This is a genomic window from Streptomyces sp. B1I3, assembly GCF_030816615.1.
Lineage (GTDB): Bacteria > Actinomycetota > Actinomycetes > Streptomycetales > Streptomycetaceae > Streptomyces.
Map to the genome: position 1 here is coordinate 3369025 of NZ_JAUSYD010000001.1, position 24516 is coordinate 3393540.

A 24516-nucleotide genomic window follows, 5' to 3' on the forward strand; every position below is an offset into this window, starting at 1 on the left:
GTCCTGTCCGGTCCCTGAAACCCGTGTACCCGGGCCAATTCCGGTCTGCGAGCATGGGGGGCATGAGCGCTGCAACTTCTCCCACCGAGCGCCGGGTCTCCGCCCGCGTCGGTGCGATCTCCGAGTCCGCCACCCTCGCCGTCGACGCCAAGGCGAAGGCCCTCAAGGCCGCCGGGCGCCCGGTGATCGGCTTCGGCGCCGGCGAGCCCGACTTCCCGACCCCTGGGTACATCGTCGACGCCGCCATCGAGGCCTGCCGTAACCCGAAGTACCACCGCTACACCCCTGCGGGCGGGCTCCCCGAGCTCAAGGCCGCCATCGCGGAGAAGACGCTGCGCGACTCGGGCTACGAGGTCGACGCCTCCCAGGTCCTGGTGACGAACGGCGGCAAGCAGGCCATCTACGAGGCCTTCGCCGCGATCCTCGACCCGGGCGACGAGGTCATCGTCCCCGCCCCGTACTGGACGACCTACCCCGAGTCCATCCGTCTGGCGGGCGGCGTCCCGGTCGACGTCGTCGCCGACGAGACCACCGGCTACCGGGTCTCCGTCGAGCAGCTCGAGGCCGCCCGCACCGAACGCACCAAGGTCGTCCTCTTCGTCTCGCCGTCCAACCCGACCGGCGCCGTCTACAGCGAGGCCGACACCGAGGCGATCGGCCGCTGGGCCGTGGAGCACGGCCTGTGGGTCATGACCGACGAGATCTACGAGCACCTAATCTACGGCGACGCGAAGTTCACCTCGCTCCCGGCGATCGTGCCCGAGCTGCGCGACAAGTGCATCGTGGTCAACGGCGTCGCCAAGACGTACGCGATGACCGGCTGGCGCGTGGGCTGGATCGTCGGCCCCAAGGACGTCGTGAAGGCCGCGACCAACCTGCAGTCGCACGCCACGTCCAACGTGAGCAACGTCGCGCAGGTCGCCGCGCTGGCCGCCGTCTCCGGCCCGCTGGACGCGGTCGCCGAGATGCGGACCGCCTTCGACCGCCGCCGCCGGACGATCGTGCGGATGCTCAACGAGATCGAGGGCGTGTACTGCCCCGAGCCCGAGGGCGCCTTCTACGCCTATCCCTCGGTCAAGGCGCTGCTGGGCAAGGAGATCCGCGGCAGGCGCCCGGCCGACTCGGTCGAGCTCGCCGCCCTCATCCTCGACGAGGCCGAGGTCGCCGTCGTGCCCGGCGAGGCGTTCGGCACGCCCGGCTACCTCCGGATGTCGTACGCCCTGGGCGACGACGACCTCGTCGAGGGCGTCTCGCGCATCCAGAAGCTGCTGGGCGAGGCCCGCGACTGATCGCGCCCCCACCGCACGGTGAACGGCCCCCGGCTCCTGCCGGGGGCCGTTTTTCTGTTCGACGGGCAACCAGGGAGGGAATCCGGCTACCGCTCGGAGGGGTATCTGCGGCAAGATCCTGCAATGGAGCGTGACGTAAGGCTGTTGCCCAAGGCCCACCTGCACCTGCACTTCACCGGGTCGATGCGGCCGACGACGCTGCTCGAACTGGCGGACAAGTACGGGGTCCACCTGCCCGACGCGCTGACCGGTGGCGACCCGCCCGAGCTGCGTGCGACCGACGAACGGGGCTGGTTCCGCTTCCAGCGCCTCTACGACATCGCCCGCTCCTGTCTGCGCGCCCCCGAGGACATCCAGCGGCTGGTGCGGGAGACCGCGATGGAGGACGTCGCGGACGGCTCCGGGTGGCTGGAGATCCAGGTCGACCCGACGTCGTACGCCCCCCTGCTCGGCGGCCTCATCCCGGCCATCGAGATCATCCTGGACGCCGTGGACAGCGCGGCCCGCGAGACCGGGCTCGGGATCCGGGTCCTGATCGCGGCCAACCGGATGAAGCATCCCCTGGACGCCCGGACACTGGCCCGCCTGGCCGTGCGCTACGCCGACCGCGGCGTCATCGGGTTCGGGCTCTCCAACGACGAACGCCGCGGCATGGCCCGCGACTTCGACCGCGCTTTCGCCATCGCCCGGGAAGGCGGCCTGCTCGCGGCGCCGCACGGCGGCGAACTGTCCGGCCCCTCCAGCGTGCGGGACTGCCTGGACGACCTCGACGCCGTCCGGATCGGCCACGGAGTACGCGCGGCCGAGGACCCGACGCTGCTGCGCCGGCTCGCGGAGCGCGGGGTGACCTGCGAGGTGTGCCCGGCGTCGAACGTGGCGCTCGGCGTCTACGAGAAGCCCGCGGACGTACCCCTGCGCACTCTGTTCGACGCGGGTGTCCCCATGGCGCTCGGCGCGGACGACCCGCTGCTGTTCGGCTCCCGGCTGGCCGCCCAGTACGAGCTGGTCCGCCGCCACCACGGCTTCGACGACACGGAGCTGGCCGAGCTGGCGCGTCAGTCGGTCCGGGGCTCGGCGGCGCCCGACGACGTCCGGCAGAAGCTGCTCAGCGGGATCGACGCCTGGCTGGCGGGCTGAAGGCGGGCCGGGCAGCCGGCCGCTACAGGCTGACCCCGACCGTCACCGGTTCGTTGACGAGGGTGACCCCGAAGGCGCCGTGGACCCCCGCGACGACCTCCCGGGCCAGCGCGAGCAGGTCCTCGGTGGTCGCGTCGCCCCGGTTGGTGAGCGCGAGTGTGTGCTTGGTGGAGATGCGGGCGGGCCCCGTGCCGTATCCCTTGGTGTAGCCCGCCTTGTCGATGAGCCAGGCGGCGGAGGTCTTCACCAGGCCGTCACCCGCGGGGTAGGCCGGGGGCTCGGTGTCCTGGCCCAGCCGGTCCTTGGCACGGGCGAGGAAGGCGGCGTACTGCGCCGTGTCGAGGACCGGGTTGGTGAAGAAGGACCCGGCGGACCAGGTGTCGTGGTCCTCCGGGTCGAGGACCATCCCCTTGCCGGCCCTCAGCCGCAGCACGGTTTCGCGGGCGGCCGACAGGGGAACGCGATCACCCTGCCTGACGCCCATGGCCCTGGCCGTCTCGGGGTACCGGAGCGGCGCCGACATGCCGCCCGCCTCCTCCAGCCCGAAGCGGACCCTGAGCACCACGAAGCGGTCGGGCTCCGCCTTGAAGCGGCTGTGCCGGTAGGAGAACGCGCACGCGCTGTTGGGGAGGGTGACGGTCTCACGGGTGCTGCGGTCGTAGGCGACGACCTCGGTGATGACCGAGGACACCTCCTGCCCGTACGCCCCCACGTTCTGGATGGGCGTCGCCCCTGCGGACCCCGGGATCCCGGCGAGGCACTCGATCCCCGCCAGGCCCGCCTCGACCGTACGGGCCACGGCGTCGGACCAGACCTCGCCGGCGGCCAGCTCGAGTGCCGTGCCGGAGAGCGCGAAGCCTCGGGTCGCGATGCGCAGGGCGGTGCCGTCGAAGCCCTTGTCGCCGATGACCAGGTTGGAGCCGCCGCCGATGACCAGGAGCGGCGTGCCGCTCTCGTCGGCCTCGCGCACGGCTGCGACCACCTCGGCGTCGGTGGTGGCCGTCAGGAGGCGGTCGGCGGGGCCGCCGAGCCGGAAGGTGGTCAGGGGGGCGAGGGGGGCGTCGTGGAGTTCCTGCACGGGGACAAGAGTACGGTCCGCGGCCCACCGCTCCGGCGGGGCCACGGACCGTATGCGCGGGGTCGCGGGTCAGACGGTGAGGGCGGACCGGTCCTCGGCCGCTTCCGGTTCCGCCTCCGGGTCGCGCTGCGCGGGGCGGCCCGGGATGAGCAGGGCGACCAGCGCGGCGAGTGCCACCACGCCGGCACCTGTCCAGACCGCCGGCACCGTCCCGTCCGCGAAGGCCTGCGGGGACCCGTAGCCACCCCGCGCCGAGAAGATGGAGGCCAGGACGGCGACACCGAGCGCCCCGCCGACCTCCCGCAGGGCGTTGTTGGCGCCGGAGGCGATGCCCTGCTCGCCCGGCCGGACGCTGGACATCACGAGACTGGCGGCGGGTGCGAAGTACAGGGCCATGCCGATCCCGCCGACGATCAGTCCGGGCAGCTGGGCGGCGTAACCGACGTCCGGCTCGAGAACGCGGGCGAAGAGGGCCAGTCCCACGGCCTGGAGGGCGAGACCGGTCACGACGACCGGCCGGCCGCCGAACCGGTCGGAGAGGTATCCGGCGACGGGGGCGACCAGGATGGGCATGCCGGTCCACGGCAGCATCCGCAGTCCGGCCTCGGTCGGCGAGTAACCCAGCGCGGTCTGCAGGAACTGACTGAGCAGGAAGATCGAGCCGAACATCCCCAGGAACATCAGCAGGCTCGCCACGTTGATCCCGAAGAACGCGCGGTCGCGGAAGAGACGCATGGGCAGCATCGGGTCCTGGGCGTGGAAGCCGTGGTGGACGAACCCGCCCAGCAGCGCACCGCCCACGAGCAGCCCGGTCAGGACGGTGGGGCTGGTCCAGCCGTCGCCGGTCGCGCTGACCAGGGCGTAGACGATGCCGAAGAGGCCCGCGCTGACGAGGAGCGTGCCGGGTATGTCGAGCCGGGCCTTCGGCGCGCACGACTCGTCGAGGCGCAACCGGGCCAGGGGGAGCAGGACCAGGCCGATCGGCACGTTCAGCCAGAAGATCCACTGCCAGGAGAGGTGCTCGGTGAGGCTGCCGCCGATGAGCGGCCCACTGGCGACGGCCAGCCCGGTGACCGCACCGAAGACGCCGAGCGCCACGCCTCGCCGGGCAGGCGGCACCGCGGCGGTGAGCAGCGTGAGGGTGAGCGGCATCATCACCGCGGCTCCCACGCCCTGGATCGCGCGGAAGGCGATGAGCTCACCGATGCCCGGCGCGAGTGCCGCGGCGGCGGAGGCCGCGGTGAAGACGGAGAGCCCGGCCAGGAAGAGCCGGCGCCTGCCGAAACGGTCACCGAGCGCGGCGCCCGACATCAGCAGGACCGCGAAGGTGAGGGTGTAGGCGTTCACCGTCCACTCGAGCTCCTCCAGATCACCGCCGAGGCTGCCGCGGATGGACGGCAGCGCGGTGGTGACGACGAGGTTGTCGAGGGCCGCCATGAAGCCGGCGACGCTGGTGATGACGAGGGCCCAGACCGCTCCCCCGCGACCGGCTGTGTGCTGTTTCACTGCTCCCCCAGAGGGTTAGTTATCAATGACTAACTTTCACGGGCAGAAAAAAAGCGGGCCGGGTCCGGGTGGCGCCGCCCGGGCGATGCCCGTCCAGCCGCCTGCTCGGCACCGGCCGGCTCGGCGTGGCGCCGCTCAGTCGGCGGGCCTGACCGAAGGGTAGAAGCCGGACCACACGCGGTGGTCCGCCGGGTAACCCAGGGAGGCCAGCGTGCTGAGGAGCATGCCGTAGGCGAGGAAGGTCGTGGTCTCGTTCTCGTCCGCACCCAGAATGACGTGGATCGTGTCCCACATCCGCTCCCAGCCGGCCCGCACCGATTCACCGAACGCGTGGTCCCCCGACGCCCCTGCCGCCGCCACGGCCGCATACGTCTGCATCTGCATGAGCAGCTTGTCGGGGTCGTCCACGATGAGCCGCTGGTACGCCTGCGCCATGGCGTGCAGGGCCTCTTCCGCCTCCAGCCCCTCGGCCGCGGACGAGAAGACCTTCTCGGTGTCCTGGAGGCACCGCTCCGCGGCGGCGAGGAACATCGCCTGCTTGCTGGGGAAAAGGCGGAAGAGATAGGGCTGCGAGACTCCGACCCGCTTGGCGATCGCCTCCGTGGAGGTGCCGTCGTACCCACCGCGGGCGAACTCGGTGATCGCCGCGCGCACGACACTCTCGCGCCTGTCCTCTGCACTCATCCTCGGCATGACCCGAAGTTAGTACTCAATCACTAACTTGGTCAAGGGTGGTGTGCCCGGGCATCGGGGCGTCCCGGGAAGGCGCTCACCCGGGAGCGAGATCTCCTTCCCGGGACGCATTCCCCGGGAAGGGGGAGCGGAGGCCTGGGGGGTTCCCCATGGAGGACGGAAGGGCGCCCCGAGAGGAGCGCCCTTCCGTCCTGCGACGTGATGCTCAGGCCAGCCGGACCACGGCGCGGGACATGCCCAGCACCTTCTTGCCGTCGCTCATCGCGATCAGGTCCACCCGCACCAGATTGTCGTCCAGCAAGGCGGCGACCTTGCCACTGACCTCGACCGATGCACCCGTCTCGTCGTTCGGTACGACGACCGGCTTGGTGAACCGCACCCCGTACTCGACGACCGCTCCCGGGTCACCGACCCAGTCCGTGACCACCCTGATCGCCTCGGCCATCGTGAACATGCCGTGTGCGATCACATCCGGCAGACCGACCTCGCGGGCGAACTTCTCGTTCCAGTGGATCGGGTTGAAGTCACCCGATGCGCCCGCGTACTGCACCAGCGTCGCCCGTGTCACCGGGAACGACTGCGCCGGCAGCTCCGTACCGACCTCGACCGCTCCGTACGCGACTCCCGCAGCCATCACGCCTCCTCGGCGGCACGCGCCACCAGCTTCATCCACGCGGTCACGACGTGTTCACCGGACTCGTCGTGCACCTCGCCCCTGATGTCCACGATGTCGTTGCCCGCGAGGGACTTGATGGCGTCGATCGTCGAGGTGACCGTCAGCCGGTCCCCCGCCCGCACCGGGCGGGTGTAGGCGAACTTCTGGTCGCCGTGCACCACCCGGCTGTAGTCCAGGCCCAGCTGCGGGTCCTGCACCACCACGGCCGCGGCCTTGAAGGTGACCGAGAACACGAACGTGGGCGGGGCGATCACATCCGAGTGCCCCAGAGCCTTGGCGGCGTCAGGGTCCACGTAGGCGGGGTTGTCGTCCCCCACCGCCTCCGCGAACTCCCGGATCTTCTCCCGGCCGACCTCGTACGCCGGGGTGGGCGGATAGGTCCGCCCCACGAAGGACTGGTCGAGCGCCATGAGCCCGCTACCTCCTATGGAAAATCGAATAGGGCGAGGAACATCCCGATACAACGACACGAGGCCGCCCCCAGTGGGGACGGCCTCGTGTACGAGCCTGATTCAGCGCGTTTCGCGGTGCGCCGTGTGCGAGTTGCAGCGCGGGCAGTGCTTCTTCATCTCAAGACGGTCCGGGTTGTTACGCCGGTTCTTCTTGGTGATGTAGTTCCGCTCCTTGCACTCCACGCAGGCCAGCGTGATCTTCGGGCGGACGTCGGTGGCAGCCACGTGAGTGCTCCTTGGACGGACGGATGGACGGATGAACGCATAAAAGAGTAGCCGATCGAAGGACCGACCCCACAATCGGCTACCGTAAGTAGCGGTGACCGGACTTGAACCGGTGACACAGCGATTATGAGCCGCTTGCTCTACCGACTGAGCTACACCGCTTTGATGACGAGTTCCCCCGCCGAAGCGGGGTTACCCGATCACCAGAGCCCCAATGCGGAATCGAACCGCAGACCTTCTCCTTACCATGGAGACGCTCTACCGACTGAGCTATTGGGGCGAGCGAGGAAGACATTACACGGTCTGTCGCCGATCGCCCAAATCCGTTTCCGTCGCCCGCGGCCGGTCCTTGATCGACCTCCTCGGCCCACCCGCCGCCGGCCCTCCGACCGCCCTCTGATCAGGCCTTGATCAGGGGCTTCGTCAGCTCGCACGGCTCCCCTCGGCACCGTGCGGCAGGCACTCGGGGACCCCTGCGTCTCACCCGCCCCACAGGGCCACATTCGTACGACTATTCCGCTCCTCCTCGGAGCGGGCAGGGCGCCCACCTAAGCTCGGCCCACTCCGAGTGATCTTGCACCCCCTCCCAGGAGCGCGATGCCCGACAGCCGGCCGCGGCGGCCAGACGACAACGCGGCCGGCGCCGGCGCCCCGGCCGACGCCTCCGCGCTCCTGCTCGGCGGCGCCCGGCTCGTGGACGGACGCGCCGTCGACGTACGGATCAGCGGCGGACGCATCGAAGCCGTCGGCACCGCCGGCAGCCTCACCACCCGGGGTACCCGCCTGGACCTGCGTGGTTACCTCCTGCTGCCGGCCCCCGCCGAACCCCACGCCCACGGCGACACGGCCCTCACCGCCACGACGGAGGGCGCCGGCCCGGCCTCCCAGCGCCCCGAGGACATCCGGCGCCGGGCCACCGAGGCGGCCCTCCTCCAGCTCAGCCACGGCACCACGGCGATCCGCGCCCACGTACGCGTCGGGGACGTACAGGGCCTCACCTCCCTCGAGGCCGTCCTGGAGGCCGGCCGCTCCCTGCGCGGGCTCGTCGACGTGACCGCCGTCGCCGTACCCCGGCTCCTCACCGGCGTCGCGGGCGCGGACGGCCTCGCCATGCTCCGCGAGGCCGTGGACATGGGTGCGGAAGTGGTCGGCGGCTGCCCCGACCTCGACCCCGACCCTGCCGGCTACGGCGAGACCGTGCTGAACCTCGCCGCCGCTCACGGCCGCCCCGTCGACCTGCACACGGACGGTGAGGACCCCGCCCGCCTCGCCCGGCTCGCCGCCATGGCCGGCGGGCTCCGCCCCGGCGTCAGCCTCGGCCCCTGCGCCGGCCTCTCCCGGCTTCCCGGTGACGCGGCCGCCCGCACCGCCGACCAGCTGGCCGCCGCCGCCGTGACGGTGGTCTGCCTGCCCCAGGGCGGCTGCTCAGCCGCCCTGATCGACGGAACGGCACCGGTGGGCCTGCTGCGCGCCGCCGGGGTGCGCGTCGCCGCGGGCAGCGGGGCGCTGCGCGACGCCGCCAACCCCGTGGGCCGCGGTGACCCGCTGGAAGCGGCCTACCTCCTGGCCTCGCAGAGCGGACTCGGCCCCGAACACGCCTACGACGCCGTCTCGGCCACCGCCAGAGCGGTCATGGGCCTGCCCGGCGTACGCGTCGAGGCCGGCTTCCCCGCCGAACTCCTCGCCGTGCGCGGGGACCGGCTGTCCGGGGTGCTCTCCCTCGCCTACAGCAGGATCGTGGTGCACCGGGGACGGGTCGTCGCACGGACCAGCGCCGTGCGCGAGTACTGCGACTCCGAGGCCGCCGCCGCCCTGGACCTGCCCCGTCAGGGGCGCACCGATTCCGGTTCGGGCGGCGGGCCTTGAGCACGGGCGCGCGCCGCGGCGTACCGTCGGGAGCATGCGCATTGTCATTGCAGGAGGACACGGTCAGATCGCGCTTCGGCTCGGGCGGCTGCTCGCCGCGCGCGGTGACGAAGCGGTCGGCATCATCCGCAACCCGCAGCAGAGTGAGGACCTCCGGGAGGCCGGATCCGAACCCGTCGTGCTCGACCTCGAGTCGGCCACGACGGAGGAGGTCGCCGAGGTCCTGCGGGGCGCCGACGCGGCGGTCTTCGCAGCCGGTGCCGGCCCCGACAGCGGTACGGAACGCAAGGACACGGTGGACCGCGGCGCTGCCGTGCTCTTCGCGGACGCGGCGGAACTGGCGGGCGTACGCCGCTATCTCGTCGTGTCCTCCATGGGAGCCGACCCCGGACATCCCGGCGACGAGGTCTTCGACGCCTATTTGCGCGCCAAGGGCGAGGCCGACGCGTACGTGCGCTCGAGGGCCGGCCTCGACTGGACGATCCTGCGTCCCGGGATGCTGGTGAACGACGCCGGCACGGGCCAGGTCCTGCTCGCCGCCTCGACGGGCCGCGGTCCGGTCCCGCGCGACGATGTGGCCGCGGCCCTGCTGGAGTTGCTGGACACCCCCGCGACGGCGGGCCTCACCCTGGAGCTGATCTCCGGGCAGGTGCCCGTGACGGTCGCGGTGAAGGATGTGGCGGGCAACTGAGCCCGCTGCCCCGGTGGCGGGCCCGGCCCGCCACCGGAGGCGCCTCCACCGGACAGTCCCGCGCACGGCCCCGGCCGGTCACGGTCGCCCCCGGGCACGGTCGACGGGATCAGGCGGCGTCCACGGAACACGACGGGCGTGGGGCGCCGTGCCCTCCGGGCACCGATGCCTGATCACCGTCCTGCGGATCGCTCGCACCACGACCTACCCGGCTGCCAGGGCCTCCCGCATCGCCTTCGCGGTGCCCCTGGGGTCGTACCCCTCGGGCACGCCCTCGACAAGGATGATGTCGCCCTGGATGTGCCGCGACCGCAACGGTGCGATCTCCTGGTACGCGGGCGATTCCCACCAGGCCCGCGCCTCGGCGATCCCGGGAAAGCCGATCAGCACGACGCTGCCGGGCCAACTCCCCTCCTTCACCTCATGCTGCGCGAAGTGCACCAGGAAGCGGCCACCGTAGGGCTCGAAGGTGCCGGGGATGCGCTCGACGTACTCGGCGATCTCGGCATTCGGGGTGGCGTCCTGCAGATGGGCTATGGCGAAGGCGGGCATGGTGTCCTTCCGGTCGGTCGGGCTCCGTATGCCGCCGATCGTGGCAGAGCAGGTACGCCGCGGTCGATGACCTGAGAGGTAAGGCCCCGGGCCGGCCCGGACAACGAGAAAGGGTCTGTGACCAACGTTTCCGTTGGTCACAGACCCTCTCGTTCGTGTGGCGGCGCCAGGGTTCGAACCTGGGTAGGCTGAGCCGGCAGATTTACAGTCTGCTCCCTTTGGCCACTCGGGCACACCGCCTCGAACGACGCGTCGAAGCTCCGTTACGGGGCTCCTTGGCGACGACGTAAACGATACCCGATGCTCAGGGGTGCTCCGCCACCTGATTGATCAGTGCTCCGACCGGGCGGCGGTGGCTAGGCTTTGTGCCGTACCCAACGCATACGACACAAGGAGCAACACGTCATGGCCGACTCCAGTTTCGACATCGTCTCGAAGGTCGAGCGGCAGGAGGTCGACAACGCCCTCAACCAGGCCGCCAAGGAGATCTCCCAGCGTTACGACTTCAAGGGCACGGGTGCCTCGATCGCGTGGTCCGGCGAGAAGATCCTCATGGAGGCGAACGGCGAGGAGCGGGTCAAGGCGATCCTCGACATCTTCCAGTCCAAGCTGATCAAGCGCGGGATCTCCCTCAAGTCGCTGGACGCGGGCGAGCCCCAGCTGTCCGGCAAGGAGTACAAGATCTTCGCCACGATCGAGGAGGGCATCTCCCAGGACAACGCCAAGAAGGTGGCGAAGATCATTCGCGACGAGGGCCCGAAGGGCGTCAAGGCGCAGGTCCAGGGCGATGAGCTGCGGGTCAGCTCGAAGAGCCGGGACGACCTCCAGGCGGTACAGGCACTGATCAAGGGCAAGGACCTCGACTTCGCCGTCCAGTTCGCCAACTACCGGTAGACGGGTCGCTGCCGTGTGCAGCGGGTCGCGAGCGGGGCGGGGCGCGCCGGACGGCGCGGGCCGCCCCGCGCCTGTGTGGGGCGGCCTGTGCGATGTCCGAATACCGCCGGTCGTGGCGCTCCGGCGGTCGCAGACTCGGACGTACGGATGGTGAGCGGACCGGTGTCGTGGTCCGCCGGCAGGGAGCGTGAGGCGTGATGACGACGGTGTACACGAGGGTCGACAGCCCGCTGGGTGAGCTGCTGCTGGTCGGCGAGGAGCGGACGGACGCGGCGGGCGGTGTGGCCCTGGCCTCGTTGTCCCTGCCGGAGCAGAAGGGGGCTGCGGTCGTGCGGGAGGACTGGCGTCACGTCCCGGAGGCTTTCGCCGCGGTCACCCGGCAGCTGACGGACTACTTCGAGGGCCGGCTGACACGCTTCGACGTCGCCTACGCGGACGGCGTGGGCACGGCGTTCCAGCGACGCGTCTGGAAGGCCTTGGACGCCATCCCGTACGGGGAGACGGTGACGTACGGGCAGATCGCCGCACAGGTGGGTTCCCTGGGGGCCGGGGTGCGGGCGGTCGGTACGGCGATCGGGCGCAATCCGCTGCTGGTCGTCCGGCCGTGTCACCGGGTGATCGGTGCGGACGGGGCCCTGCGGGGCTACGCCGCCGGGGTGGGTCGCAAGGAGCTGTTGCTGGGCCTGGAAGGCGCCCTGTCCGTTTCGCGACGAGGGGCCGGGACCCACGGAGCCGCCGTGCTGTGAAGTCGCGCGCCCGGACAGGGCGGAGGGGCTGCGGGGCGGCGCGTGGCGGGCCGTCAGCGGCGGTCGCGGGAGTTGCCGAAGAGCAGCCGGTAGGCGATCAGCAGGACGAGGGATCCGGCGATGGCGGCGACCCATGTGGCCGTGTCGTAGAAGTCGGTCGAGACGGGGCGGTCGAGGAAGCGTGACGACAGCCAGCCGCCGAGGAAGGCGCCCACGATGCCGATGAGCGTGGTGCCCACGATCCCGCCCGGGTCGCGGCCGGGCAGGAGGAGCTTGGCTATGGCGCCGGCCAGGAGGCCGAGGATGATCCAGCTGATGATGCTCATGATCACGAACCTACCCGTCACTTGATCCTGTCGGTCAAGACGCGTGCGGGGTGGTCGCGGTTGCTGTGAGGTCGCCCGGCTGTTCGCCGGCCCGCTTGTTCGTCGGCCCAGCTGTTCTTCGGCCCAGCTGCTCGCCGGCCGCCTGCTCTAGCGCGTGGCGAACGACTGGTCGGTGCGGACGATCTCCTTGCCGAAGGGCATCAGCGAGACCGGGATGAGCTTGAAGTTGGCGATGCCCAGCGGGATTCCGATGATCGTGACGCACAGGGCGATGCCGGTGAAGATGTGGCCCAGCGCGAGCCACCAACCGGCCAGGATCACCCAGAGGACGTTCCCGATGAGGGAAGGGCTCCCGGAGTCGTGGCGGTCGACCACTGTGTAGCCGAAGGGCCAGAGGGCGTACACACCGATGCGGAACGCCGCCACCCCGAAGGGGATGCCGATGATCGTGACGCACAGGAGGAGGCCAGCGGCGATGTAGCCGAGGAACATCCAGAATCCGCACAGGACCAGCCATATGACGTTCAGGATTGTCTTCACGGTCGATACCCTGCCATCTGCTCGAGTCGGGCGATGCGTTCCGCCATGGGCGGGTGGGTGGAGAACATCTTGGACATGCCCTGGCCGGGGCGGAACGGGTTCGCGATCATCATGTGGCTCGCGGTCTCGATCCTCGGTTCGGGCGGCAGCGGGAGCTGTCGGGTGCCTGCTTCCAGCTTGCGCAGGGCGCCGGCGAGGGCGAGTGGGTCGCCGGTGAGCTGGGCCCCGGAGGCATCGGCCTCGTACTCCCTGGAGCGGCTGACGGCGAGCTGGATGACCGAGGCTGCGAGGGGGCCGAGGATCATCACCAGCAGCATGCCGACGATGCCGGGGCCCTCGTCGTCGTTGGACCGGCCGACGGGGATGAGCCAGGCGAAGTTGACCAGGAACATGACGACGGAGGCCAGCGCCCCCGCGACGGACGAGATGAGGATGTCCCGGTTGTAGACATGGCTCAGCTCGTGGCCGAGGACGCCGCGCAGCTCGCGCTCGTCGAGGATCTGGAGGATGCCTTCTGTGCAGCAGACGGCGGCGTTGCGCGGGTTGCGTCCGGTGGCGAAGGCGTTGGGGGCCTGCGTCGGGGAGATGTAGAGCCGGGGCATGGGCTGACGGGCGGCCGTCGAGAGCTCCCGGACGATGCGGAAGAACTGCGGCGCCTCGAATTCGCTGACCGGTCGGGCCCGCATGGCGCGCAGAGCCAGCTTGTCGCTGTTCCAGTACGCGTAGGCGTTGGTGGCGAGTGCGACGAGCAGGGCGACGATCAGACCGGTGCGTCCGAAGAAGCTGCCGATGACGATGATGAGCGCGGACAGTCCCCCGAGGAGTACTGCGGTCTTCAGCCCGTTGTGCCGGCGGTGCACGGTACGCCCTCCAAGTGGTGCAGCAGGGGAACCCTTGCTCGGTGGTGCTCCACTCCCCAGTGGAGCCTGCCGTACAGGTCAACGCGAGGCGGCGGGAGCTAGTTCCCTTGTGCGGGGTGCCGGGGGCGAAGGCCGAAGGGGGCGGATCCGGGTGGATCCGCCCCTGGGCCGTGCGGGTGGATGTGCGTCTGCCGTGCTCCGCGGGCGGGGCCGCGTCCGCCGGGCGCGGTGCGCAGGGCGCCCGGCCGCCCGGGCCGGGGCGCGCCTCACGTCGCCGGGCGCGGGTCAGCGCTGGGCGGGGAGGCCTGCGAGCGCGCGGGCCTCCGGGTCCGGCTCCACGTCGCTGGTGCAGTGGCCGCAGCGGGTGGCGATGGCGGGGATCTCGGTGAAGCAGCGGGGGCAGTCTCGAAGCGCGGCCTTGATGTCGGCTCTCTGCTCGTCCTCCTTGGCCGTGAAGCGGTTCTGCACCTGGGCCATGGGGACGACGACCAGGAAGTAGAGCACTGCGGCGGTGATGACGAAGGCGATGGCGGCACTGACGAAGAGGCCGTACGGGAACTTCACCCCGTCGACCGTGAAGACGGCCTTGCCGAAGTCACCGGTTCCGCGGGTGAAGAGGCCGATCAGGGGGACGATGAACGCGTTGCTGAAGCCGGTGACGACTGCGGTGAACGCGGCTCCGACGGCGAGGCCGATGGCCATGGAGATGACGTTTCCGCGCAGAATGAAGTCTTTGAACCCGTTCAGCACCGCTTTGCTCCTCATTGCTCTGTTCAGGTGACACCCGCACGCAAGACCATGCCCTGAGCGCGCCTTCGTGGGCAAACCGATCATTCGGCTGCCCGAGTGGCCCGAGGCGACAGCACCCGGCGGGAGGGGAACGGATCAGAAGAGACTGACCGACGCGAAGCGGAGAACCAGTTGCGGCGCTCCCGAGAGGACGAGCGCGGCAACGGCCGTGAGGACGATCGCGGTGGTCAGAGGTGCGGGGACGCGGCGCCTTGGCTGGGCGGGGACGGGCTCGCCGTCGGGCGCGCTCTCCGGGGCGCGGAAGAGCGCCGCGGTCCACCGGAGGTAGTAGTAGAGCGCGATCACGACGTTGACGGCCATGACCACGGCGAGCCAGCCGAGCCCGGCGTCGACGGCCGCGGAGAAGACCGTGACCTTGGCGAAGAGCCCGATGATGCCCGGCGGCAGGCCGGCCAGGCAGAGCAGGAAGAAGGCCATGGCGAGTGCGGCCCACGGGCGGGTGGCGTACAGGCCGCGGTAGTCGGTGAGGCGGTTGCCCGGGTGGGTGCGGGCCACGAGGGAGGCCACGGCGAAGGCCCCGAGGTTCACGACGGCGTACATGAGGGCGTAGGCGACCGTGGAGCCGATCTGCTCGTCGCTGGAGTACGCGGCGGCGGCGATCGGGACCAGCAGATAACCGGCCTGACCGACGGACGACCAGGCGAGGAGGCGCACGGCACTGCGGGCACGGGTGGCACTCTGCCGGAGTGCGGCGACGTTTCCGACGGTCATGGTGAGGGCGGCGAGCACGGCGAGGGCGGGTCCCCAGACGTCGGCGTACGACGGGAAGCCGATCACGGTGACGAGGATCAGCCCGGAGAAGCCGACGGCCTTGCCGACGACCGAGAGGTAGGCGGCGATGGGGAGCGGAGCTCCCACATAGGTGTCGGGAACCCAGAAGTGGAAGGGTGCGGCGGCCGTCTTGAAGGCGAAGCCGACGAGCGTGAGGACGACCCCTGCCTTGACGAGGGTGTCGAACTGGCCGGGTACGTCGTCGAGGCGGGCGGCGATCCGCGTGAGGTGCAGGGTGCCGGTCGTCGCGTAGACGAAGCTGACGCCGAGCAGCATGACGGCGGTGGCGACGACCGAGGACAGGAAGAACTTGAGGGCCGCCTCGGAGGAACGCCGGTCGCCGTGCCTGATCCCGACGAGGGCGAAGGCGGGGAGCGAGGCGACTTCGAGGGCGACGACGAGGGTGGCGAGGTCGCGGGCCGCGGGCAGCAGAGCGGCGCCCGCCGCGGAGGACAGCAGCAGGAACCAGAACTCGCCTGCCGGGAGTGTGCGGGTGTCGCCGAGCGAGAGCAGCGCGGTGAGCAGGGCGCCGCCGAGCACGAGGGCCTGGATGACGAGGGCGAAGTGGTCGGCGGTGTAGCTGCACGCGTCGGCCGTGCCGGTGAGGCAGAAGGTCGAGCGGTCCCCGGCGCGCAGGGGGACGAGGAGGGCGAGTGCGGCGACGAGTCCGGCGACGGCGCCGTAACCGAGGAGCGGCTTGCGCCGTTCCGAGACGAACAGGTCGGCCACGAGGACGACGAGCGCCACCGACGCCGCGACGACGGGGGGTGCGATCGCGAGCCAGTCGACGGACTGGACGAGGCTCCCGGCCCCGGTTGCGCTGTCGGCTGCCACGGTCACGACTTGCCTCCTGCGAGGAGCTTCTGCACGGCCGGGTCGGTGAGGCCGAGGAGGACGGCCGGCCAGAGTCCGGCGAGGACGGTGAGGGCGGCGAGCGGTGTCCAGGCGGCGAATTCGTAGCTCTGGATGTCGGCGACCGGATGCGGCTGTTCGCGGTTCCCGCCCATGCACACACGGCGCACGACGATGAGCATGTACGCGGCGGTGAGCAGGGTGCCGACGGCGCCGATGGACATGAAGGTGAGGAAGGCGGGGCGGCTGAGGCCGTCGGCGGGGTCGAAGGCCCCGAAGAGCGTGAGCATCTCACCCCAGAACCCGGCGAGGCCGGGGAGCCCGAGCGAGGCGACGGCCGCGAAGGCGAGCAGGCCGCCGAGGCGGGGGGCGCGGCCGTAGAGGGCGGCCCCGGTGGCTCCCGAGAGGGTGTCCAGGTCCGCAGTGCCGTATCGGTCCTTGATGGCGCCGACCAGGAAGAACAGCAGGCCGGTGATGAGGCCGTGGGCGATGTTGGCGAACAGGGCGCCGTTGACTCCGGTGGGGGTCATGGTCGCGATGCCGAGGAGGACGAAGCCCATGTGGCCCACGGAGGAGTAGGCGATCAGGCGCTTGAGGTCGCCCTTGGCGCCGGGGCGGGCGAGGGCGAGGCAGGCCAGGGATCCGTAGACGATGCCGACGACGGCGAACGCGGCGAGGTACGGCGCGAAGGTACGCATCCCGTCGGGCGCGACGGGGAGCAGGACGCGGACGAAGCCGTACGTGCCCATCTTGAGCAGGACACCGGCGAGGAGGACGGAGCCGACGGTCGGGGCTGCGGTGTGGGCGTCCGGCAACCAGCTGTGCAGAGGCCACATCGGGGTTTTCACGGCGAGCCCGATGCCGATCGCGAGTACGGCGACGACCTGCACGGACGCGGTGAGGCCGCGGCCGTTGTCAGTGGCGAGTGCCACCATGTCGAAGGTGCCGCTCTTCAGTCCGATGAGGAGCAGCCCCAGCAGCATGACCACGGAGCCCAGCAGCGTGTAGAGGATGAACTTCCAGGCGGCGGGCTGCTTCCGGTCGCCGCCCCAGCGGGCGATGAGGAAGTACATCGGGATGAGGACCATCTCGAAGGCCAGGAAGAACAGCAGCAGGTCGAGGACGGCGAAGGTCGCCAGCGTGCCGGACTCGAGGAGGAGGACGAGTGCGACGAAGCCCTTCGCGGAGGGGCCTGCGGGGAGCTTGAAGTAGCTGTAGAGCGCGCAGAGGAAGGTCAGCAGCGCGGTCAGGACGAGGAGGGGGAGCGAGATGCCGTCGGTACCGAGGTGGATCCGTACGTCGAGTGCCGGGATCCAGCTGATGTCCGTGGTGGCCTGCATCCTGGACGGGTGGTCGTGGTCGAAGCCGGCGGTGAGGACGAGCACGGCCAGCAGGACCGCGCCGGTCACGGTCACGCCGTGGCGGAGCACGGCCTGGTCGGGGTTCCTCCCCCTGAGCCCCGGAGGGGCGGGCAGGAGCGCGGCGGCCGCCCCGAGGAGCGGCGCGACGACGACGAACGCCAGAAGGAACTGCATCACGGATGCGCTGATATCGAACACGGCTCACGCCCCGGCGTTGACGTTGGCAAAGACGACGGCGGCGATCGCCAGGACAAGGGTTCCGGCGAGCAGCGCGCCGAGGTAGGTCTGCACGTTGCCCGTCTGGGCCCGGCGGACCGCGATGCCGAGGCCGCGGGCGAGGCTGCCCGAGCCGCGTACGTAGGTGTCGATGACCTCGCGGTCCAGGAAGCGGACGAGCCGGGCTGCGGCCTGGACGGGGCGGACGAAGAGCGTCGCGTAGAGGGCGTCGAGGTGGAAGCCGGTGACCGCGTGACGGTGCAGGGGGCCGAGCAGGAGGCGTCCGGGGTCGGAGGGGTCGTGCGCGCCCGCGATGGTGCCGTAGGCGGCGGTGTGCGACGCCATCGCCGCGGCCTCGACGAGGGCCGGCTCGGCGTCGGGGTGAGCGGCGACCGCGCCCACCGGGGGACGCGTGGCGAGCGCAGTGGTGTGGCGCCAGGCCCCGTAGGTGACGAGTCCGCCGACGAGACCGACGCCGGTGGAGAGGACGGCGGTCGTGAGGGTCGGGGTGAGGCTGTGCCCGTCGAACCAGTCGGTGATGGCCCCGGCCGTGAGGCCGAAGGCGATCGTGGGGACGGCGAGGATCCACAGGACGGAGGTCATGGCGGCGGGCTGCCTGCCGTGGTCGGGCAGGTCGGTGCCGCGTCCCCGGAACGCGAGGAGCCACAGGCGGGTGGCGTAGGCGGCGGTCAGCAGGGCGGCGACGAGTCCGGCGACGAGGACCGTCCAGCCGGCCGCTGCCGGGGCCACGTCGCGGTCGCCGAGGGCGGTGTGCTCGGCGGCGACGAGTACGGCCTCCTTGGAGAAGAAACCGGCGAACGGCGGGATGGCGGCGAGCGCGAGCAAGGCGACCGTCATCGTCCAGTAGGCGTCGGGGACGCGCTTGGTCAGACCGCTCATGCGGGACATGGCGGCGAGTGAGTTGGTCCCCGCGGCGTGGATGACGACGCCCGCGGCGAGGAAGAGGACGGCTTTGAACGCACCGTGCGAGATCAGGTGGAAGACGGCGGCCCCGCGGTCGCCGACGGCCAGGGCGCCGGACATGTAGCCGAGCTGGCCGATGGTCGAGTAGGCGAGGACACGTTTGATGTCGTCCTGTGCGAGGGCGGCGAGGCCGGAGCCGATCATCGTGACGGCCGCCATCACGGCGAGGACGACGAGCGCCGCGCCCGAGGCGGCGAAGACGGGAAGGAGCCGGGCGACGAAGTAGATGCCGGCGGCGACCATCGTGGCGGCGTGGATGAGCGCGGAGACGGGGGTGGGGCCGGCCATCGCGTCGGGCAGCCAGGTGTGCAGGGGGAACTGTGCGGACTTGCCGGCGACGCCCGCGAGGAGCAGCAACGCGACGAGGGTGGGGTGGTCGAGTCCACCGTTGCCGACGGCGGCCAGGACACCGGTGATGCGGAAGGTGCCGGTGTCGGCGGCCAGTGCGAACAGGCCGATGAGGAAGGGCACGTCACCGAGCTTGGTGACGAGGAAGGCCTTGAAGGAGGCGGCGCGGGCTTCGGGGGTCTCCCAGTAGTGGCCGACGAGGAAGTACGAGCAGATGCCCATGATCTCCCAGCCGACCAGGAGCACCATCAGGTCGCCGGAGTAGACGACGAGCAGCATCGCGGAGGTGAAGAGGGAGACGAGGGCCGCGTACGAGGGGTAGCGGGCGTCGTCCTTGAGATAGGCGGTCGAGTAGACCTGGACACAGGTCGCGACGAGTCCGACGAGGACGGCGACCAGGACGGCGAATCCGTCGAGGTGCAGGGCGAGGTCGACCGGGACGGAGCCGGTGGGGGTGAGCTCGGTCGACGCGTCGATGGCCCGCCCACCGCCCTGGCGTACGGCCACGACGACGGCGATGACGGCCGCGACGAGGGTGGGCAGCACGGCGAGGGGCCGGACGAAGCGCGGGGCTGTTCTGCCGAGGAGGAGACCGGCGGCCGCGCCGAGGAAGGGCAGGAGGGGGACGAGGACGGCAAGGGTCGTGGTGGTCACGCGGTGGCCTCTGCCTTCTTTGCCTTCCCTGCCGGAGCAGTGGCCTGGTCTGCGGTGCCGTCGGCGGCGGCGCCCTCGTCGTCGGGGAGCGCTTCGGCGTCGTCGGTCTCGGCCGTGTCGCGGAGTCGGTCGATGTCCGAGCTGCCGCGGTTGCGGTAGACGGCCAGGACGATCGCGAGACCGATGCCGATCTCGGCTGCGGCGATGGCGATCGTGAAGAGGGTGAGGGCCTGCCCGGAGTGGAGTGCGTCGCGGAGCCAGACGTCGAAGGCGACCAGGTTGAGGTTGACCGCGTTGAGCATCAGTTCGACGGACATCAGGACGAGAATCGTGTTGCGGCGGGCGAGCACGCCGTACAACCCGACGCAGAAGAGGAGGACCGCGAGCACGGCGGGATAGGCGAGGTGCATCAGCTCTTGTCCTCTCGGTCCTTGCGGGACGCGCCTTCCCGGGCCCGGCGGGGCGCGACTGCCGGGATCTCCCCGGGCGGACCTTGCCGGCCCGTGCCCGACGGACCCACCCGGCCCGTGCCCGCCCGGCCTTCCCGGTCCTTGCGGGACAGGACGATCGCGCCGACGAGAGCGGCGAGCAGCAGGACGGACAGGGCTTCGAAGGGCAGTACCCAGTGCCGGAAGAGGAATTCGCCCGAGGCCTTGGTGGAGCCCTGGGCGGGACCGTCCAGGTCGATCCACGTCGTACGGAATGCGTCCACGACGACCCAGACGAGCACGGCGGCCGAGGCCCCGGCCACGCCCACGGCGGCCCACCGGTTGTCCGAGTCGGCGTCCGGGGACCGGCCGATGGGTGCCCGGGTGAGCATGAGCCCGAAGAGAAGGAGGACGACGATGGAGCCGACGTAGATCAGGACCTGCACCCAGGCGATGAACTCGGCCGTGAGCAGGAGGTACTCCACCGCCAGACCACCGAGCGCCACGACGAGCCAGAGGGCGGCGTGCACGAGTTGCCTGGTCGTGACGGTGACGAGGGCCGCGCCGAGGGTGGCGACGCCCACCAGGACGAAGGCGATCTCCACGCCGGTCGGCGACAGGAAGCCGGGGTGGCCGGTGGCTGCGAGGCTCACTCCGCTCCCCCCTGTTCGGCGTCCTGGGCCCGGAGCTTGTCGGCCGTCTTGCGGGCGGCGGCGATCTCCTTCGGTTCCTCGGCCGCCGCGTCGAGTGCGGGCGGCTCCGGCACGGTCCACATCCATTCGCGGAGCTTGTCCCGCTCGTGGGTGAGCTCGTGGATGTCCGTCTCCGCGTACTCGAACTCCGGCGACCAGAACAGGGCGTCGAAGGGACACACCTCGATGCAGATGCCGCAGTACATGCAGAGGGCGAAGTCGATCGCGAAGCGGTCCAGGACGTTGCGGCTGCGCTCACGGCCGCCCGGGGTGGCCGCGGGCACCGTCTCCTTGTGGGAGTCGATGTAGATGCACCAGTCGGGGCACTCACGGGGCGCAGAGCATGCAGACCGTGCAGTTCTCCTCGAACAGGCCGATGACGCCGCGGCTACGGGGCGGCAGTTCGGGCTGGACGTCCGGGTACTGGGCGGTGACCGTCCGCTTCGTCATGGTCCGCAGGGTGACGGCAAGACCCTTGGCCAGGCCTGAACCGGGGATCGGAGGCACTAGTTGATCGCCACCTTCACGATGCCTGTGAGCGCGATCTGCGCGAGAGCGAGGGGGATGAGCGTGGTCCAGGCGAGCTTCTGCAACTGGTCCTCGCGCAGCCGGGGGTAAGTGACACGGAGCCATATGACGACGAACGCCAGCACGGCGGCCTTGAGCAGGGTCCAGACCCAGCCGAGGCCGTCGGCGCCGAGCGGGCCGTGCCAGCCGCCGAGGAAGAGGACGGTGGTCAGCCCGCACAGGACGACGATTCCGGCGTACTCGGCAAGGAGGAACAGGGCGAAGCGGAGCCCGGTGTACTCGGTGTACGCGCCGAAGATGATCTCCGAGTCGGCGACCGGCATGTCGAAGGGCGGCCGCTGCAGTTCGGCGAGCCCGGCGACGAAGAAGACCAGGGCACCGACGATCTGCCAGGGCAGCCACCACCACTCGAAGGCGTCGAGGATGCCGGGGAGTGAGACGGTGCCCGCCGCCATGGCCACGGAGGCGGCGGCGAGCAGCATCGGCAGTTCGTAGGCGAGCAGCTGGGCGGCGGTGCGGAGACCGCCGAGCAGGGAGAACTTGTTGGCGGAGGCCCAGCCCGCCATCAGCGAGCCGAGCACGCCGACGCCCATGACGGCGAGCACGAAGAAGATGCCCGCGTCGACGACCTGCCCGACCGCCCCTTCGCCGGGGCCGATCGGGATGGCGACGAGCACGAGGAGGTACGGGAGGAGGGCGACGGCGGGCGCCAACTGGAAGACACGGCGGTCCGCGGCGGCCGGCACGACGTCTTCCTTCTGGGCGAACTTCACCCCGTCGGCGACGAGCTGCGCCCACCCGTGGAAGCCGCCCGCGTACATGGGGCCGAGCCGGCCCTGCATGTGGGCCATGACCTTGTGCTCCGCCTGCCCCACGACGAGCGGGACGACCATGAACACGGCAAAGACGATGACGAGCCGGAAGGCGACGTCGAGTACGTCGTTCACGCGGCATCGCCTCCGGCGGGACGGTCGGGACCGTCAGGACCGTCAGGACGGTCGGTTCGGTTGTTTCGGTCCGCCCGGTCGGTTCCGGACGAGGAATCGCGGTCGGGCTCGGGCTCGCGGCCGGGCTCGGGGGCACTCTTCCGGTCGCCGTCGGCGTCACCCTGCGCAGAGGCATCCGGCGACGCGGGCTCCGACCGCTGCTCGGCCTCGGGCGCCGACGCGGGCTCCGACGGCTGCTCGGGCTCCGGTACGGGCGCCGGCGCGGGCTCCTGTGCCGACCCGGGCTCCGCCTGCGCGGCCTCCTGCGAAGACGCGGGCTCGGCCGGCGGCTCAGGCCGTTCCGGCGCCTGCTGCTCCGGGGTGTCGCCGAACGCGGGGCGCGCGTCGTGCCAAGGTGCGTCCGCGCCGCCGGCCGCACCCGTCCCGCGTGCCGCGTCGCCGCCGCTCCGCGCCGTGCCGGCGTCCGCCGGACCGGCCGGGGGCGTGGGTGCCGGGCCGGCGGCCTGGCTCGCCGACCCCTGGGAGACGCTGCGGGTACGGCGTGGAGGCGCCGCCTGCGGGGTCTCCGTCGCGTCCGGCCGCTGTGCCGCCGAGCCCTCGCTCGCACTGCGGGCCCGGCGCACCGGGCGGTCGCCCGCCGCGCCCGCCGCGCGCGCCCCTCGGGCCGGCCGGGCCGGAGCGGGTGGGAGCTGCCCCTTGAGCGGGCCCCACTCATTGGGATCGGGCACTCCGGGCGGCAACATCGTTCGCCGCTTGGGCCCGCCGTGCTCCGACTCGCCCGGCTCCTTCGCACCGGGCCAGGCCTTGGCGACCCGGGCCGCCAGGACGAAGTCCTTCCGCAGCGGGTGCCCTTCGAAGCCCTCGGGCAGCAGCAGGGGGACCAGGTGCGGGTGGTCCTCGAAGCCGATGCCGAACATCTCGTACGTCTCGCGCTCGTGCCAGGCCGCGCCCGCGTAGACACCGACCGCGCTGGGCAGGGCGGGGCTCTCGTGCGGGACCGTCGTGCGCAGGAGCAGGCGCCGGACCGTGCCCTCGCCCAGGGCCGCGACATGGGCACAGACGCGGAAGCCGGTGCCCGGTTCGTCGACCGCGCTCAGCCAGTCGAAATAACTGCAGCCGAGTGCGGAGCGGGCCGTTTCGAGAGCGGCGATCCAGGAAGCGGCGGGGACGTCGACCGTCAGCAGGTCGTACGCGTACGCGGCCGTCGCCTCCTCGCCGAAGACGTCGGTGACGGCGTCGGGCAGCCGGGCGTACGTGTCGGCGGCACTCACTTCGGCTCCTCCCCCGGGGCCTGCGGGGCCTGCGGGGCCTGCGGGCCTGCGACGAGACCGCTGCGCAGGGCCGCGGTCGACGGGCGGGCCGTCCCGTGCTCGGCGTAGCGCTCGGCGAGCGACTCGCCGGCGATCTTCTCCTGGAGCTTGAGGATGCCCTGGAGCAGCGCCTCGGGCCGGGGCGGGCAGCCGGGTACGTACACGTCGACGGGGATGATCTGGTCGACACCCTTCGTCACGGAGTACGAATCCCAGTAGGGGCCACCGCAGTTGGAGCAGGCGCCGAAGGAGATGACGTACTTCGGCTCGGGCATCTGCTCGTACAGCCGCTTCACGGCCGGGGCCATCTTGTCGGTCACCGTGCCGGAGACGATCATGAGGTCGGCCTGCCGGGGGCCTGGCGCGAAGGGGATCACGCCGAGCCGGATGAAGTCGTGCCGTGCCATGGAGGCGGCGATGAACTCGATGGCGCAGCAGGCGAGTCCGAAGTTGAAGACCCACAGGCTGTAGCGGCGGCCCCAGTTGAGGACCACCTTCATCGGTTCGGGTGCGAGCCGGGACAGCACGCCGAGCTTCTTCGGTTCCGGCAGCAGCGTCGGATCGGGCAGCGGTTCGGGGTTCGGCCGGCTCGTCACGCCCATTCGAGGACGCCCTTCTTCCATGCGTAGAGCAGTCCCACGGCCAGGAAGCCGAGGAAGATGAACATCTCCACCAGGGTCGTCGCGCCGTACCCCGGCGCGGCGAACACCGTCGCCCACGGGAACAGGAAGATCGAGTCGACGGCGAAGATCACGTACAGGAAGGCGTAGACGTAGTAGCGGACCTGGGTGTGCGCCCAGCCCTCTCCCACGGGGTCCACGCCGCATTCGTACGTGAGGAGTTTCTCCGGCGTCGGGACCACGGGCCTGAGCAGTCGGCCGGCCCCGAAGGCGACGGCGACGAACAGCACGCCGACGAGGGCGAGCAGTCCGACGACTGAGTAGCTCTGGAAATGGTCCGACGCGAGAACGGTCGGTCCCGGCACGTCCGCCACGTCCGCCCCTCGCTCCCTCAACCTGTTCGACGGTCTGTACGTACGCACGGGAGTCTAGGCCCTGTTAAAGAACGGGTAAGCAGCCGCGTC

26 protein-coding genes, 3 tRNA genes and 1 pseudogene are annotated in these 24516 nt (G+C 71.1%); 6 read left to right on the forward strand and 24 right to left on the reverse strand.

Annotated features, from left to right (window positions below; translation table 11 throughout):
- Positions 1-62: 62 nt before the first annotated feature.
- Positions 63-1289 (forward strand): pyridoxal phosphate-dependent aminotransferase, encoded by a 1227-nt coding sequence (locus QFZ58_RS15345; protein ID WP_307125479.1) that lies wholly within the window; start codon positions 63-65, stop codon positions 1287-1289.
- Positions 1290-1412: 123 nt separating this feature from the next.
- Positions 1413-2426: an adenosine deaminase gene (locus QFZ58_RS15350; RefSeq protein WP_307125480.1), complete on the forward strand. Its 1014-nt coding sequence runs from the start codon at positions 1413-1415 to the stop codon at positions 2424-2426.
- A gap of 22 nt (positions 2427-2448) precedes the next feature.
- On the opposite strand, the gene QFZ58_RS15355 is transcribed toward QFZ58_RS15350, so the two are convergent.
- From QFZ58_RS15355 to QFZ58_RS15390, 8 genes are all read right to left on the reverse strand, one after another.
- On the reverse strand, positions 2449-3504 hold the full coding sequence (locus QFZ58_RS15355; protein ID WP_307125481.1) for a UDP-N-acetylmuramate dehydrogenase: 1056 nt from the start codon (positions 3502-3504) through the stop codon (positions 2449-2451).
- 69 nt (positions 3505-3573) lie between these two features.
- Positions 3574-5010 carry an MFS transporter gene (locus tag QFZ58_RS15360; RefSeq protein WP_307125482.1) on the reverse strand — a complete coding sequence of 479 codons (1437 nt, stop codon included), beginning with the start codon at positions 5008-5010 and terminating at the stop codon, positions 3574-3576.
- A gap of 135 nt (positions 5011-5145) precedes the next feature.
- Positions 5146-5694, reverse strand: coding sequence for a TetR/AcrR family transcriptional regulator (locus QFZ58_RS15365; RefSeq protein ID WP_307125483.1), 549 nt, complete (start codon positions 5692-5694; stop codon positions 5146-5148).
- Between the two features lie 214 nt (positions 5695-5908).
- A complete protein-coding gene (locus QFZ58_RS15370) occupies positions 5909-6337 on the reverse strand; it encodes a MaoC family dehydratase (RefSeq protein ID WP_307125484.1) in 429 nt (142 codons plus the stop codon).
- On the reverse strand, positions 6337-6789 hold the full coding sequence (locus QFZ58_RS15375; RefSeq protein ID WP_307125485.1) for a MaoC family dehydratase N-terminal domain-containing protein: 453 nt from the start codon (positions 6787-6789) through the stop codon (positions 6337-6339). The genes QFZ58_RS15370 and QFZ58_RS15375 overlap by 1 nt, the downstream gene beginning before the upstream one ends.
- Positions 6790-6891: 102 nt before the next feature.
- The gene (gene rpmG, locus QFZ58_RS15380) at positions 6892-7056 is read right to left on the reverse strand and encodes a 50S ribosomal protein L33 (RefSeq protein WP_003956487.1); all 165 of its coding nucleotides are present in this window, start codon (positions 7054-7056) and stop codon (positions 6892-6894) included.
- Positions 7057-7145: 89 nt separating this feature from the next.
- Positions 7146-7218, reverse strand: a tRNA-Met gene (locus QFZ58_RS15385).
- A 45-nt stretch (positions 7219-7263) separates the two neighbouring features.
- Positions 7264-7336: transfer RNA gene (locus tag QFZ58_RS15390), tRNA-Thr, on the reverse strand.
- A gap of 317 nt (positions 7337-7653) precedes the next feature.
- Between QFZ58_RS15390 and QFZ58_RS15395 the strand changes: the two genes are divergently transcribed.
- Complete coding sequence (locus tag QFZ58_RS15395) at positions 7654-8922, forward strand: hydrolase (protein ID WP_307125486.1); 1269 nt, start codon at positions 7654-7656, stop codon at positions 8920-8922.
- Between the two features lie 34 nt (positions 8923-8956).
- Positions 8957-9613 carry an SDR family oxidoreductase gene (locus QFZ58_RS15400; protein ID WP_307125487.1) on the forward strand — a complete coding sequence of 219 codons (657 nt, stop codon included), beginning with the start codon at positions 8957-8959 and terminating at the stop codon, positions 9611-9613.
- A gap of 204 nt (positions 9614-9817) precedes the next feature.
- On the opposite strand, the gene QFZ58_RS15405 is transcribed toward QFZ58_RS15400, so the two are convergent.
- Together QFZ58_RS15405 and QFZ58_RS15410 are read right to left on the reverse strand one after the other, a co-directional pair.
- A complete protein-coding gene (locus QFZ58_RS15405; protein WP_307125488.1) occupies positions 9818-10165 on the reverse strand; it encodes a DUF1330 domain-containing protein in 348 nt (115 codons plus the stop codon).
- Positions 10166-10323: 158 nt separating this feature from the next.
- Positions 10324-10405, reverse strand: a tRNA-Tyr gene (locus tag QFZ58_RS15410).
- Positions 10406-10570: 165 nt separating this feature from the next.
- On the opposite strand from QFZ58_RS15410, the gene QFZ58_RS15415 reads away from it, so the two are divergent.
- Both QFZ58_RS15415 and QFZ58_RS15420 read left to right on the forward strand, forming a co-directional pair.
- On the forward strand, positions 10571-11059 hold the full coding sequence (locus tag QFZ58_RS15415) for a YajQ family cyclic di-GMP-binding protein (protein ID WP_307125489.1): 489 nt from the start codon (positions 10571-10573) through the stop codon (positions 11057-11059).
- Positions 11060-11256: 197 nt separating this feature from the next.
- Complete coding sequence (locus QFZ58_RS15420; RefSeq protein ID WP_307125490.1) at positions 11257-11805, forward strand: methylated-DNA--[protein]-cysteine S-methyltransferase; 549 nt, start codon at positions 11257-11259, stop codon at positions 11803-11805.
- Positions 11806-11858: 53 nt separating this feature from the next.
- On the opposite strand, the gene QFZ58_RS15425 is transcribed toward QFZ58_RS15420, so the two are convergent.
- The 14 genes and pseudogenes from QFZ58_RS15425 to QFZ58_RS15490 all read right to left on the reverse strand — a co-directional run bounded on the left by QFZ58_RS15425 (position 11859) and on the right by QFZ58_RS15490 (position 24426).
- The gene (locus QFZ58_RS15425; protein ID WP_307125491.1) at positions 11859-12131 is read right to left on the reverse strand and encodes a GlsB/YeaQ/YmgE family stress response membrane protein; all 273 of its coding nucleotides are present in this window, start codon (positions 12129-12131) and stop codon (positions 11859-11861) included.
- 147 nt (positions 12132-12278) lie between these two features.
- A complete protein-coding gene (locus QFZ58_RS15430; RefSeq protein WP_307125492.1) occupies positions 12279-12671 on the reverse strand; it encodes a YccF domain-containing protein in 393 nt (130 codons plus the stop codon).
- Entirely contained in the window at positions 12668-13531 is an 864-nt protein-coding gene (htpX, locus tag QFZ58_RS15435; RefSeq protein WP_307125493.1) for a zinc metalloprotease HtpX, read from the reverse strand. The genes QFZ58_RS15430 and htpX overlap by 4 nt, the downstream gene beginning before the upstream one ends.
- Positions 13532-13816: 285 nt before the next feature.
- Complete coding sequence (locus QFZ58_RS15440) at positions 13817-14281, reverse strand: MscL family protein (RefSeq protein WP_307125494.1); 465 nt, start codon at positions 14279-14281, stop codon at positions 13817-13819.
- 135 nt (positions 14282-14416) lie between these two features.
- Positions 14417-15952, reverse strand: coding sequence for an NADH-quinone oxidoreductase subunit N (locus tag QFZ58_RS15445; RefSeq protein WP_307125495.1), 1536 nt, complete (start codon positions 15950-15952; stop codon positions 14417-14419).
- Complete coding sequence (locus tag QFZ58_RS15450) at positions 15949-17499, reverse strand: NuoM family protein (RefSeq protein WP_307128875.1); 1551 nt, start codon at positions 17497-17499, stop codon at positions 15949-15951. Before QFZ58_RS15450 ends, QFZ58_RS15445 begins: the two co-directional genes overlap by 4 nt.
- Positions 17500-17526: 27 nt before the next feature.
- Positions 17527-19527 (reverse strand): NADH-quinone oxidoreductase subunit L, encoded by a 2001-nt coding sequence (locus tag QFZ58_RS15455; protein WP_307125496.1) that lies wholly within the window; start codon positions 19525-19527, stop codon positions 17527-17529.
- A complete protein-coding gene (nuoK, locus tag QFZ58_RS15460; protein ID WP_307125497.1) occupies positions 19524-19937 on the reverse strand; it encodes an NADH-quinone oxidoreductase subunit NuoK in 414 nt (137 codons plus the stop codon). Before nuoK ends, QFZ58_RS15455 begins: the two co-directional genes overlap by 4 nt.
- Entirely contained in the window at positions 19937-20608 is a 672-nt protein-coding gene (locus tag QFZ58_RS15465; RefSeq protein ID WP_307125498.1) for an NADH-quinone oxidoreductase subunit J, read from the reverse strand. The genes nuoK and QFZ58_RS15465 overlap by 1 nt, the downstream gene beginning before the upstream one ends.
- Positions 20605-21154: pseudogene (locus QFZ58_RS15470) on the reverse strand (NADH-quinone oxidoreductase subunit I). The gene QFZ58_RS15465 and the pseudogene QFZ58_RS15470 overlap by 4 nt, the downstream one beginning before the upstream one ends.
- Positions 21154-22122 (reverse strand): complex I subunit 1 family protein, encoded by a 969-nt coding sequence (locus QFZ58_RS15475; protein WP_307125499.1) that lies wholly within the window; start codon positions 22120-22122, stop codon positions 21154-21156. The pseudogene QFZ58_RS15470 and the gene QFZ58_RS15475 overlap by 1 nt, the downstream one beginning before the upstream one ends.
- Positions 22119-23393: an NADH-quinone oxidoreductase subunit C gene (locus QFZ58_RS15480; protein ID WP_307125500.1), complete on the reverse strand. Its 1275-nt coding sequence runs from the start codon at positions 23391-23393 to the stop codon at positions 22119-22121. Before QFZ58_RS15480 ends, QFZ58_RS15475 begins: the two co-directional genes overlap by 4 nt.
- Entirely contained in the window at positions 23390-24034 is a 645-nt protein-coding gene (locus QFZ58_RS15485; protein WP_307125501.1) for an NADH-quinone oxidoreductase subunit B, read from the reverse strand. Before QFZ58_RS15485 ends, QFZ58_RS15480 begins: the two co-directional genes overlap by 4 nt.
- Entirely contained in the window at positions 24025-24426 is a 402-nt protein-coding gene (locus QFZ58_RS15490; protein WP_307125502.1) for an NADH-quinone oxidoreductase subunit A, read from the reverse strand. The genes QFZ58_RS15485 and QFZ58_RS15490 overlap by 10 nt, the downstream gene beginning before the upstream one ends.
- Positions 24427-24516 lie beyond the last annotated feature (90 nt).